Annotated in this window: 10 protein-coding genes; 2 read left to right on the forward strand and 8 right to left on the reverse strand. The window is 66.5% G+C overall.

The window, feature by feature from the left end; all coding sequences use genetic code 11:
• Positions 1-75 precede the first annotated feature (75 nt).
• Together gltA and gltX are read right to left on the reverse strand one after the other, a co-directional pair.
• Positions 76-1,368: a citrate synthase gene (gltA, locus tag WC585_RS08705; protein ID WP_373257418.1), complete on the reverse strand. Its 1,293-nt coding sequence runs from the start codon at positions 1,366-1,368 to the stop codon at positions 76-78.
• Positions 1,369-1,429: 61 nt separating this feature from the next.
• Positions 1,430-2,857, reverse strand: coding sequence for a glutamate--tRNA ligase (gltX, locus tag WC585_RS08710; RefSeq protein WP_373257420.1), 1,428 nt, complete (start codon positions 2,855-2,857; stop codon positions 1,430-1,432).
• Here gltX and WC585_RS08715 point away from each other — a divergent pair.
• Positions 2,856-5,018, forward strand: a complete 2,163-nt coding sequence (locus WC585_RS08715; RefSeq protein ID WP_373257685.1) for a ComEC/Rec2 family competence protein — start codon at positions 2,856-2,858, stop codon at positions 5,016-5,018. The two genes, gltX and WC585_RS08715, sit on opposite strands and share 2 nt — an antisense overlap.
• Here WC585_RS08715 and lexA read toward each other — a convergent pair.
• From lexA to WC585_RS08735, 4 genes are all read right to left on the reverse strand, one after another.
• Positions 5,015-5,704, reverse strand: coding sequence for a transcriptional repressor LexA (lexA, locus tag WC585_RS08720; RefSeq protein WP_373257422.1), 690 nt, complete (start codon positions 5,702-5,704; stop codon positions 5,015-5,017). The genes WC585_RS08715 and lexA overlap by 4 nt on opposite strands.
• 91 nt (positions 5,705-5,795) lie before the next feature.
• Entirely contained in the window at positions 5,796-6,590 is a 795-nt protein-coding gene (gene trpC / locus WC585_RS08725) for an indole-3-glycerol phosphate synthase TrpC (protein WP_373257423.1), read from the reverse strand.
• Positions 6,587-7,621, reverse strand: coding sequence for an anthranilate phosphoribosyltransferase (trpD, locus tag WC585_RS08730; protein WP_373257425.1), 1,035 nt, complete (start codon positions 7,619-7,621; stop codon positions 6,587-6,589). The genes trpC and trpD overlap by 4 nt, the downstream gene beginning before the upstream one ends.
• 2 nt (positions 7,622-7,623) lie before the next feature.
• Entirely contained in the window at positions 7,624-8,214 is a 591-nt protein-coding gene (locus WC585_RS08735) for an aminodeoxychorismate/anthranilate synthase component II (RefSeq protein WP_373257426.1), read from the reverse strand.
• A 103-nt stretch (positions 8,215-8,317) separates the two neighbouring features.
• On the opposite strand from WC585_RS08735, the gene WC585_RS08740 reads away from it, so the two are divergent.
• Positions 8,318-8,506: a hypothetical protein gene (locus WC585_RS08740; RefSeq protein WP_373257427.1), complete on the forward strand. Its 189-nt coding sequence runs from the start codon at positions 8,318-8,320 to the stop codon at positions 8,504-8,506.
• Here the strand turns inward: WC585_RS08740 and trpE are convergent.
• The gene (trpE, locus tag WC585_RS08745) at positions 8,503-10,017 is read right to left on the reverse strand and encodes an anthranilate synthase component I (protein ID WP_373257428.1); all 1,515 of its coding nucleotides are present in this window, start codon (positions 10,015-10,017) and stop codon (positions 8,503-8,505) included. The genes WC585_RS08740 and trpE overlap by 4 nt on opposite strands.
• Positions 10,014-11,960, reverse strand: a complete 1,947-nt coding sequence (locus tag WC585_RS08750; RefSeq protein ID WP_373257429.1) for a peptidyl-prolyl cis-trans isomerase — start codon at positions 11,958-11,960, stop codon at positions 10,014-10,016. The genes trpE and WC585_RS08750 overlap by 4 nt, the downstream gene beginning before the upstream one ends.
• Positions 11,961-12,060: the final 100 nt, after the last annotated feature.

The raw sequence follows: 12,060 nt of genomic DNA on the forward strand, positions 1-12,060 counted from the left end.
TATGTTGTGCAGATATCTTGCACCTATCGCACTTATCCAGCTCGAATATCCAACTGTATCAAGGCGCTTTAAGCCCTAGCCCCGCTGCTGGATCGGGACATAGTCGCGTTCGGTGGGCCCGGTATAGAGCTGGCGCGGACGACCGATCTTCTGCGACGGATCGCCGATCATTTCCTGCCACTGGGCGATCCAGCCCACAGTGCGGGCCAGGGCGAACAGGACGGTGAACATGGAGGTCGGGAAGCCCATGGCCGACAGGGTGATGCCGGAATAGAAGTCGACGTTCGGGAACAGCTTGCGCTCGATGAAATATTCGTCGTTCAGCGCAATCCGCTCCAGTTCCTTGGCGACCTGGAACAGCGGATCGTTGGGATCGCCGACGGCGGCCAACACTTCGTCGGCGCTTTCCTTCATCACCGTCGCGCGCGGGTCGTAGTTCTTGTAGACCCGGTGGCCGAAGCCCATCAGCTTGTATTTCTTGGCTTTCACGCCCTCGATGAACTCCGGAATCTTGTCCGGGGTGCCGATCTCCTTCAGCATATTCAGCGCTTCTTCGTTGGCACCGCCATGCGAGGGACCCCACAGGCAGGCGATGCCCGCAGCGATACAGGCGAACGGATTTGCACCCGACGATCCGGCCAGCCGCACGGTTGAGGTCGAGGCATTCTGCTCGTGGTCGGCATGCAGGGTGAAGATGCGGTCCATGGCCTTGGCCAGCACCGGATTGACCTCATAGTCCTCGGCCGGAACGGCGAAACACATGCGCAGGAAGTTCTCGGCATAGGTCAGGTCGTTGCGCGGCGACACGAAGGGCTGGCCGATGTGATATTTGTAGGCCCGCGCGGCGATGGTCGGCATCTTGGCGATCAGGCGGATCGCCGAAATCTCACGCTGACGGGCATCATGGATGTCCAGGCTGTCGTGATAGAAGGCCGACAGCGCCCCGACCGTCCCGACCATGATCGACATCGGGTGGGCGTCGCGACGGAACCCTTCGAAAAAGCGGTCGAATTGGGAATGCAGCATCGTATGCATCGTGATGCTGTTTTCGAACTTCTCGTACTCGGCGGCGGTGGGCAGTTCGCCGTGCAGCAGCAGGTGACACACCTCGACGAAGTTGGACTTCGACGCCAGTTGACCGATCGGATAACCGCGGTGCAGCAGGATGCCGGCGTCACCATCGATGAAGGTGATAGCGCTTTCGCAGGCCGCAGTGGATGTGAAACCGGGGTCGAAGGTGAAGGCGTCGGTCGCGCCATACAGTTTGCGAATGTCGATGACATCCGGGCCGGTCGAGCCGGTCAGGACCGGCAGGTCTACGGACTTGTCGCCATAGGTCAGCGTGGCGGATTTGGCAGTGTCGGTCATCTAGGCCCCTTGCACCCTTGCGATTGGCGCGGGGAGGCGCCGTCGCGTTTCAGTCTGAAAGTTAGATAGTCTGTTGCAACGCATCATCCAAGCGCCCGAGGCTTTCTTCTCGCCCCAAAGCGGCCAAGGTCTTGGCGATATCGGGCGAAACGCCGTCGCCGGTCAGGGCGGCGCGCACCGCTGGTCCGATCTTGCCAAAGCCCACGGCTTCTTCCTCGGCAAAGGCTTTCAGCTCGGCTTCGAGGGCGAAGACGTCCCAACTCGCGAATAGCTTCAACCGATCCCGCAGGCGGGCGATACGCTGACCCGACTCGCCGGTCAGCAGCGGCAGGGCCTTTTCGAAAATCGCCAGCGGTCGCTGACGCAGCACGAAGTTCGACTGGTCCGCCAGTTCCAGTGTGGTCTTCGCCCTATCCTTCAGGAAGGGCATGGCCCGCAGTAGCCGGTCTTCGTCATCCGGTGCCAGCGTGTGGCCACGGGCCAGATGCGTATCCAGCGTCATCTTGGCCAGGCGGTCGTCGTCGGCCAGGCGGATCCAATGCGCATTGACGTGGGCCAGTTTGTCGAAGTCCAGTCGGGCCGGGGCCTTGCCCACGCCGTCCAGATCGAACCACTCCCGCGCCTGTTCGTCGCTGAACAGCTCGTCATCGCCGTGCGCCCAGCCTAGCCGGGCCAGGTAGTTGCGCATGGCCTCGGGCAGATAGCCCATCTCGGCATATTCATGCACCGCCTGGGCCCCGTGTCGCTTGGACAGCTTGGCTCCGTCGGGGCCGTGTATCAGCGGGATGTGAGCAAAGGTCGGGCGGGCCCAGCCCAGGGCGTCGTAAATCAGGCTCTGGCGCGCGGCGTTGTTCAGGTGATCGTCGCCGCGAATGACGTGGGTTACGCCCATGTCGTGATCGTCCACGACCACAGCCAGATTATAGGTCGGTGCGCCGTCCGACCGCAGGATCACCAGGTCGTCGAGCGAGGCCGAGTCCCATCGCACAGCACCTTGCACGGCATCCTCGACCAGCACGGCAGCGCCGGCGGGACGTCGGAACCGCACGGTGTGCGGCTGCATAAGGTCGTCGACGCTGGGCGTACGGTCGCGCCATGGCGATTCGAAGATGCGGCCCTGGGCCTTCGCTTCGTCGCGCAGGGCACCGGTTTCCTCGGCGGTCAGGAAGTCGCGGTAGGCGTGACCCGTTTCCAGCAGGATGTTGGCGACCTCGCGGTGGCGATCGGCGCGGCTGAACTGGAAGACGGGCTCTTCGTCCGCGAACAGCTCCAGCCAGCTCAGGCCGTCGAAGATGGCCTTGACCGCATCGTCGGTCGACCGCTCGCGATCGGTATCCTCGACGCGGACCAGAAACTTCCCGCCCTGGCCTTTCGCGTAAAGGTAGTTGAAAAGCGCCGTCCTTGCCCCTCCTATGTGCAGATATCCGGTCGGTGAGGGGGCGAAGCGGGTGACGACTTCGGACGTGGCGGGGACGGGCGTGGAGGTCATGGGGGGCGTTATAGCGCCCGCCGCGACAAAGCCCACGGCTGCGTCGCGGATTCTTGCCTTCCTGTCGGCCCAGGTTGCGGCCCAGACCCTGCGCTGGCGCATGTGGGCCCCGGTGGCATTCGGCGGCGGGTGCGCCGTCTATTTCGGCCTGAAGGTCGAGCCGCCGCTGTGGCCGCTTCTTCTGATCGCGGCGGTAGCGGCGGGAGTCTGGCTGATCTCGCGATGGCGAGGCGCGGCGAGGCTGTGGACCCTGCCTCTGATGCTGTTGGCCTGTTTCGCCCTGGGCCTGGCTGTTTCGAAACTGCGGACCGATGCCGTGGCGGCCCCCATCGCGCCTGCGATGGCCGAGCCGACTGTGGTCGAGGGCTGGGTCGTCGACGTCGACAGCCCAGGGTCGGCCGGACCGCGTGTGGTCATCGCCCCGGTGCGCGTGCGGGGTCTAGCCCCTGAGGACACGCCGGAGCGGCTGCGGGCGACAGTGCGTGGGTCGATCCCGGAGCCGGGCACGGCCATCCGCCTGTTCGCCATCATCAATCCGCCTCCGGCTCCGGCCAGTCCGGGAGCGTACGATTTCGGACGAAACGCCTACTTCCAGAGCCTCGGAGGCGTGGCGTTCGGCCTGGGCGAGCCGAGGGCGATCGATCTGGCCCCGCCGCCCTGGAGCCTGCGCGCAGCAATGGCGGTGAATGCCATGCGGTTCGATCTGGCGCGGCGGATCGTGGAGCGGCTGGGGCCGCGTACCGGCGGCGTGGCGGCCGCGATGACCACGGGGCAGGAGGCCTGGCTGGATCCCGCCGAGGTCGAGATCATGAGGGATTCGGGACTTGCGCACATCCTGTCGATCTCGGGCCTGCACATGGCGGTGGTCGGCGGGTTCGCCTTCTTTCTGGTGCGGTTTCTGGTGGCCTGCTGGCCGTGGCTGGCTCTGAGGGTCTCCGGCAAGAAGGTGGCGGCCTGGGGCGGGCTGATCGCGGTGGGGACCTATCTGGTCGTGTCGGGTCATCCGCCACCGGCGGAGCGGGCCGCGATCACGGCCTCCATCGCCTTCATCGCCATTCTGCTGGATCGACAGGCGATCACCATGCATGCGCTGGCGGTGGCGGCCTTCGTCGTCCTGCTGCTGCAGCCCGAGGCCATCGTCACGCCGGGGTTCCAGATGTCGTTCGCCGCAACGGCCGCTCTGGTCGCTCTGGTGGAGGTCTGGCCACGACGGCCACATGAAATCTCGGTGCCCTGGCCCATCCGGATCGTTCAGCAGACCGGCGTCTGGGTGGCGGCGGCGGTCATGGCCAGTCTGGTAGCCGGGGCGGCGACCGGCCCATTCGCCATGCAGCATTTCAACCGCACAGCTATGTACGGGCTGGTGGCCAATCTGGCGACCGCCCCGCTGTCGGATTTCCTGATCATGCCGGCGCTGGCACTGGGGGCCTTGCTGGAGCCGGTGGGGCTGGGCGCGCCCTTCCTGTGGCTGGCCGGGCAGGGGATTGGACTGATGCTTGCGATCGGGGCGTGGACGGCGGGTCTGCCCGGCGCAGTGAAGACCGTGGCCAGCGCGCCGGACTATGTCCTGCCCATCGCCTTCCTCGGTGTACTGTTCTGCTGTCTCTGGCGCGGGCCGATGCGATGGTTGGGCCTGCCGCTGGCCATGGCCGTCATGATCTGGCCAAGAGCGCCCACGCCAGACCTCTGGATCGGAGACGGCGGCACACAGGCGGCCTTCGTGCGAGAGGATCAGGCCGTTGTGACTCGCCCCGGTATCCGCCAGTTCGCGGTGGATGTCTGGAGCCGCAGGCGCGGGCTCGAGCCGGTCGAGCGACAGGGCGAGGGCTGGACCTGCACGCGGTTTTCCTGTGCCCCCGACACGGCCAAAGCCGGTCCGGTCGCCGTCTGGTGGGGCAAGAAGGCTCCGTCGGACGGGCAGTTGTCCAGCCTTTGCGCTGCGGCTGAGGTCGTGTCGGTGCGTTCCTCAGTTCCGACGTTGCCAGCCGAATGCTCTGACACACTTATCCTGGACGGCACCGATTATGCGCGGGGGGGAGCGGTGGAGTTGTGGCGTGACGCGGCGTCAGCCAGTGGCTGGCGAGGGGTCTGGACGTCAGACGTCAGGGGCGACCGCCCGTGGAGCCGGTTCGGCGATGCGGACACCGCCGACGCGGGTTAGTGATACTGACGCAGCAGGCCAACCAGCTTGCCCTGCACCTCGACCTGATCGGGGCCGAATATGCGGGTTTCATAGTTGCGGTTGGCCGGCTCCAGCGCGATGGAGCCGCCCTTCTTGCGAAGGCGCTTCAGCGTGGCTTCCTCGCCCTCGACCAAGGCGACGACGATCTCGCCGGAGTTGGCGCTGTCGGACTTCTTGATGATGACCATATCGCCGTTCAGAATTCCGGCCTCGATCATGGAATCGCCCTCGATCTCCAGAATGTAGTGCTCTCCGGCTCCCAGCATGGATTCCGGCACCGGATAGCGGGCGGTTTCGTGCTCGATGGCGGCGATGGGCGTACCGGCGGCGATCTTGCCCATCAGGGACAGTTCGCGTGTGTCGTTGGCAGGCTCGGCGGCCGAGGTGCGACCACCCTCGATCACGCCCGGACGGAAGGGCGCGCGGACGGCACGACCGCCGGTCGCGGCCTGATCCGGCAGTTTCGTCACTTCCAGAGCCCGCGCCCGGTGCGCCAGGCGGCGGATGAAGCCCCGCTCTTCCAGCGCCGTGATCAGGCGATGGATGCCCGACTTGGACGCCAGATCCAGCGCCTCCTTCATTTCGTCGAAGGAGGGCGAGACGCCCGTTTCCTGAATCCGCTCATGAATGAACATCAGAAGTTCGTGCTGTTTGCGCGTGAGCATGGCGTCGAATCGTCCAGAACAAGGCGTGAACCGTTGGCGATGTTCTGTAAGTGTTCTTGCCTAATGTCAACTTAACGGCAGAAGGCGAGTTTCAGGCCGCCAGCAAAGTCCGCGTCGCCGCCTCGACGTCCTGCTGACGCATCAGGCTTTCGCCCACCAGGGCGGCCTGCGCATGCGCCTCCGAAACAGTGGCCATGTCGTCGGCGGTGAAGATGCCGCTTTCGGCGACCAGCAGGGCGCGGACCGGGCTGAGCATGGCCAGGCGGGCGGTGGTCTCCAGATCGACCTCGAAGGTGCGCAGCGACCGGTTATTGATGCCGACCAGATCGCCGCCCAGCATGCAGGCGCGGGCCATTTCGGCCTCGTCATGGGTCTCGATCAGGGCGTCCATGCCGAACCGTTCGGCCTCGGCCAGTAGCTCGGCCGCCAGCGCGTCATCGATCATGGCCAGGATGATCAGGATGCAGTCGGCCCCCAGCGCCCGGCTCTCGGCCACCTGCCACGGATCGACGAGGAAATCTTTGCGCAAGCAGGGCAGGGCGGTGGCGTCGCGCGCCTGGCCCAGGAAGGCGTCGTCACCCTGAAAGCTGGGGCCGTCGGTCAGGACGGAGAGGCAGTTGGCACCGCCACGTTCATAGGCGCGCGCGAGGGCGGGTGGGTCGAAGTCGGAGCGGATCAGCCCCTTGGACGGGCTGGCCTTCTTGATCTCGGCGATCAGGGCGGGACGGCCTGTGTCCTCGACATGCCGCTCCAGCGCAGCGCGAAAGCCACGCGGGGCCGAGGCAGCCGTAGCCAGGGCTTCCATCGCGGACTGGGAGGTGCGGGCCTTGCGGGCGGCGACCTCCTCGCGCTTGTAGGCGGCGATCTGGCTGAGAATGTCGGTCATGCCGGGTCGTCCTCGATCGGGGTATTGGTGGCCGTGACCAGGGCCGCGAGGGCCTGTGCCGCATGGCCGTCGTCGATGACGCGGGCGGCCAGGGTCACGCCCTGGGCCAGGTCGTCGGCGCGCTCGCCCACCACCAGAGCGGCAGCCGCGTTCAGCAGGACGATATCGCGGTAGGCCCCCCGCTCTCCGGCCAGCAGGGCGGTGAGGGCAGCGGCGTTGACCTCTGCGTCGCCGCCGCGAATGTCGTCGATGGACGCCAGCGGCAGGCCGGCGTCCTGGGGCGTGACGGTGAAACGGCGGACCGTGCCGTCCTTCCATTCCGCCACCTCGGTCGGACCGGTGGTGGTCAGTTCGTCGAGGCCCTGGCCGTGCACGGTCCAGGCGCGGGTGGCGCCCAGTCGGCCCAGTACCTCAGCCAGCGGCTCCAGCAGGCGTGGGTCGTAGACGCCCATGACCTGGCGTTTGGCGCCAGCCGGATTGGACAGCGGTCCCAGCAGGTTGAAGACGGTACGGAACCCGATCTCGGCGCGCACGGGCCCGACATGGCGCATGGCCCCATGGTAGGTCGGGGCGAACAGGAAGGCGATGCCAGCCGTCTCCAGCGCCCGCAGTTGCTGGGCGGGTGTCGCGGCCAGGTTAACGCCCAGCATCGACAGGACGTCAGACGAACCGGATTTGGAACTGAGCGCCCGGTTGCCGTGCTTGGCGACCTTCAGGCCTGCACCCGCCAGCACAAGGGCGGCGGCCGTCGAGATGTTGAAGGTATGCTGGCCGTCGCCGCCCGTGCCGCAGGTGTCGATGACGTCGTAGGGATGGTCCAGCGTCAGGGCCGCGTCGCGCATGGCGGTGGCGAAGGCCGCGATCTCCTCCACCGTCTCCCCGCGAATACGCAGGGCGGTGACGGCCGCGGCGACCTGGGCCGGGGTCGGCTCGCCCCGCAGGCAGGCCGCGAAGAAGGCATGCGCCTCCTCACTGGACAGCACACGGCCGTCGACCAGCTTTGCTAGCAAGCCCTTCACATTGTCGGCCATGCTCAGACCATCGCCCGGCGCTTGACGTTGGCCAGGTCCAGGAAATTGGCCAGCAGGTCGTGGCCATGCTCGGTAGCGATCGATTCGGGATGGAACTGAACGCCGTGGATCGGGCGCGTCCTGTGGGCCAGGCCCATGATCTCGCCGTCTGCGGTCCAGGCGGTGACCTCCAGCACATCGGGCAAGGTCTCGCGTTTCACCGCCAGCGAGTGGTAGCGGGTCGCGGTGAATGGCGAGGGCAGGCCCGCGAACACGCTCTTGCCCTCATGCAGCATGGGCGAGGTCTTGCCGTGCATCAGGGCCTTGGCGCGGATCACGTCGCCGCCGAACGCCTGGCCCATCGCCTGGTGGCCCAGGCAGACGCCAAAGATCGGCATGTCCAGCGGCGCGGTGTCCAGTAGAGCCAGGCAGATGCCGGCTTCGTTAGGCGTGCAGGGACCAGGCGACAGCAGGACGGCCTCCGGCTTCAAGGCCCAGGCCTCGGCTGCCGTCAGGTCGTCGTTGCGCACGACGCGCGTCTCCGCGCCCAACTCCGCGAGGTAGTGGACGAGGTTGTAGGTAAAGCTGTCGTAGTTATCGACGACCAGGATCATGCGGGCGGTTCTAGGGGCTGAGGGCGCTGAGGCCAAGGTGCCGCGACAGTAAGGGCGCATTAACCGGTTCTGTCCGATTTCGGGACACTCGATGGAGGAGCCCGTGACGCCGACAGACTTCGACAAGGTGCGATTGCTGCTGACGATCCAGCCTGTCTCGACGGGCAGCGCCTACGCCACCCTGGCCGCCGCCGCCTTGGCTGCGGTGTCGGCGGTGGCCATGGCCGGGGTGATGGTGCTGGGCGCCGGTGTCAGCTTTCCTGCCCCCGACGAGATCAGCCAGACCCGCTAGCGATTGCCGAACGGGTAGCGCCACGCGTCCTCGGCGGCCCGCATCGGGGCGTTGGCCTTGGCGCGGGTCTCGGCATATTCGGCGGCCGGATCGCTGTCGGCCACGACGCCCGCGCCTGCCTGCACGAATATCTGGCCATCGGTGAACAGGGCGGTGCGCAGGACGATGCAGATGTCCGCCTCGCCCCCCGCCGAGATGTAGCCCACGCCTCCGCCATAGCCGACGCCGCGCTTGGTCGTTTCCAACTCGTCGATGATTTCCATGGCCCGCACCTTTGGCGCACCCGACAGGGTGCCTGCGGGCAGGGCGGCCAGCAGGGTGTCGACGGCGTCCAGCGAGGGGTCGGCCGCGCCCTGAACTTCCGAGACGATGTGCATGACCGAGCTGTAGCGTTCGATGCGGAAGCTCTCGATGACCTCGACCGTGCCGGGGGCCGAAACGCGGCCCACGTCATTGCGACCCAGATCCAGCAGCATCAGATGTTCGGCGCGCTCCTTGGGATCAGCCAGCAGTTCGGCTTCCAGCGCGCGGTCGATCTCTGGAGTTTCGCCGCGCGGGCGGGTACCGGCCAGTGGGCGGATGGTGACGCGACCATCCTTCAGCCGGACAAGGATTTCCGGGCTGGACCCGGCGAGCTGGAAGTCACCGAAGTTCAGATAGAACAGATAGGGCGACGGGTTCCGACGACGCAGTGACCGATAGAAGGCAAACGGATCGCCGTCCCACGGGGCCGAGAAGCGGTGGCTAAGCACGACCTGAAAGATGTCGCCTGCCGCGATGTAGTCCTTGGCCCTGGCGACCAGGTCGCTGAAACCTGATCCATCGACGGGGGAGCCGAACGACGCGATCTCGGCGGGCACGGCGGCGGGAATGGCGGGTAGGGGGGCGCGCAAGTCGCGCTCGAAGGCGTTCAAACGTTCCGTGGCGCGCTGCCACGCCGTTTCGACATCCTCGCCGCCATCGGGATAGGCGGCGGCGACCAGGACAATCTCGTGGCTGACCGAATCGAACACCGCGACCAGCGTCGGGCGGGTCAGGACGGCGTCGGGCAGGTTCAGCGGGTCGGGATTGGCCTCGCCCAAGGGCTCCAGCAGCCGTACCATGTCATAGCCGAAGACACCGAACAGTCCGGCGGCCATGGGGGGGAGGCCGTCGGGCAGGGTGAATCGTGATGCGCCCATCAGTGTGCGTAGGGATGTCAGGGCGTCCTGCGTTTCGGGCGAGAAGGTCGCGGTGTCGATCGCGGCCCCTCGGGCCACTTCAGCCTGACCATCCCGACAGCGCCAGACGACGTCAGGCTCACGCGTGATGATCGAATAGCGGCCGTTGACGGCACCGCCCTCGACCGATTCTAGAAGAAAGGCGTGGGTTCGCCCATGCCCGACCTTCAGAAAGGCCGAGACCGGCGTCTCCAGATCGTCGACCAGCCGACGCGTGACGACTTGCGGGCGTCTATCGGCCCAGCCTGCCGCGAAATCGTCGAACCGGATCTCCGCGAAGCCTGTCGTCATTGCGCCGGGGCGGGGGAGGGGGCCGTCGCTGCGCCCGGGGTCGCGCCTGCCGGAGTGGCGGGAGCGGTTTCCGGCAGCCCCAGGGCGACGCGGGCCGCAGGCTCATCGAATCCGACTTCGGTACGGGTTGCGGCCGCTTTCAGGAGAGTCTGGAGGACACCGTTCATGTTCTCCTGGCCCAGTTGCGGACCAATCTGCTGTGCCAGCGGTGCGGCCACGGTCGCGGACGGCGCATTGATTGCGTCGGTTCGGCCAATAACGAAGCTGTCGTTGGTCTGCTGGCCTGTGAACACCTCGCCCTTGGCGGTTGTGAAGGCACCGCGGAAGACGCCGGGGCCTACCTCTTCCTGGGATTCGCGCGACAGGCCGGTTCGCGTCTGGACCTGCGCCCCGACCGAAGCGGCGACGGCGGCGATGTCCTCGCCTCCGCGAACCCGGGCAGCGAGGGCGTTGGAGCGGTCAGTCAGCAGGCGGGCGTTCTCACGCAGCACCCATTGCTGGGCGAGGGGCTCGCGGATTTCAGCCAGAGGCGGCAAGGCCGCAGGCACGACCTCGTCGAGGCGGACGACGAAATACTGGCTGTTGCCGGCGTCGATGACCTCGCTGGCTGCGCCTTTGGACAGGGACCACATGGATTCGAGGATCCGTGGCGGGCCATTAAACTGGGAGCCGTTCTGGAACCGGCCGTCCTGGCTCACCAGTTGAACCGGCAGGGCGCGAGCGCCGACCTGAGTTACAGCATCATCGACCGACGTGCCCTCGCCTCGAGCTGCCTCATAGGCCTGGACGCGGCGGAAGATGCCGGCGCGTACAGCTTCGGCCTGAAGCTCCTCGACGATCTGGGGACGGACATCCGCCAGGGTGACCGGGCGGCCCTCGGTTATGGCTGTGACTTTGGCAACCACAAAGCCGACGCGAGCCTGGACGGGGTCGGACGCCTGATCGACGGCCAGGCCAAAGACAGCGGCGGCAACCGCCGGGTCGCCCACAGCGCTGCGCGGCGTGTCGGCATAGTCGGCAGGCTGAAGATTGTTGGCCTGGGCGACGGATTGCGGCGTCTGTCCGGACTTGAGTGCTGCAGAGATGCGCTGCGCTGTCTCGCGGTTCGGAGCGGTCAATGTGGTGAACGTCCGGCGCTCGGGCTGAGCCAGGCTCTCCTGCCGCAGGCGGTAGCGTTCGGCAACGCGTTCCTCGGTCACCCCGGCAGAGGCATCGGCGGCATTGTCGAACAGGATGACGGTGGCGCTGCGGAACTCCGGATTACGGATCTGGGCGGCATTCTCGGCCATGAAGGCGGTCAGCTGGGCGTCGGTCGGCGTCCCTGCTGTCCCGGCCATGGCCTGGGTGACGGTGAACCAGCGGGCATCGCGTGTGGCCAACGACTGATTGGCCAGGACGGCAGCATAGACGCGGGGCAGGCGGGCCCCGGCCCCCATGGCAGCGCCGATGTGGCGCTGGGTGTAAACGTCGCGCTGTTCCTGCTCGAACATGGCCGGGGTCAGATTATTCTGCTGCAGCATGGTGACATACTGCTCCTGACTAAACCTGCCGGTCAGCGTGTCGAAGAAGGCGCTTTCCTGGCGGATGCGGCTCAGAACCAGTTCGGCGCTGGGGCGGACGCCAGCCTTGGCGGCCCATGCGAGAAAGCCCATCGTTTCGGCTTTCTGCGACAGATATTGCGTCAGGCCACCGCCAGCGGTCAGTTCCTCGAAGGTCACCGCGCGACCCGCCTGTTCGCCCTGTTGACGAAGGATGGCGTCCATTTCGGCCCGGAACTGGGGCGCGTCGATGCTGCGGTCGCCAGCGCTGACGATGTGTTTGGGGCCCAGGCTGCCCAGGACATCCATCTGGGTGCCGCCAGTCACGACCAGGGCCAGGCCCATCAGAACCAGCAGACCAACGGCCCATTTGGATTTGGCGAAGTTGCGGAACAGGGTCAGCATGAATCGGTCCTGAAGGATCGGCGTCAAATGTATTGCCGGGGCTATAGGGCCTTGCGCCCCCCATCGGCAAGACGACGCCACGGGATGATGGCGCAAGTCG

The sequence above is a fragment of the Brevundimonas sp. genome, from assembly GCF_041648055.1.
In the GTDB taxonomy this organism is placed as follows: Bacteria; Pseudomonadota; Alphaproteobacteria; order Caulobacterales; family Caulobacteraceae; genus Brevundimonas.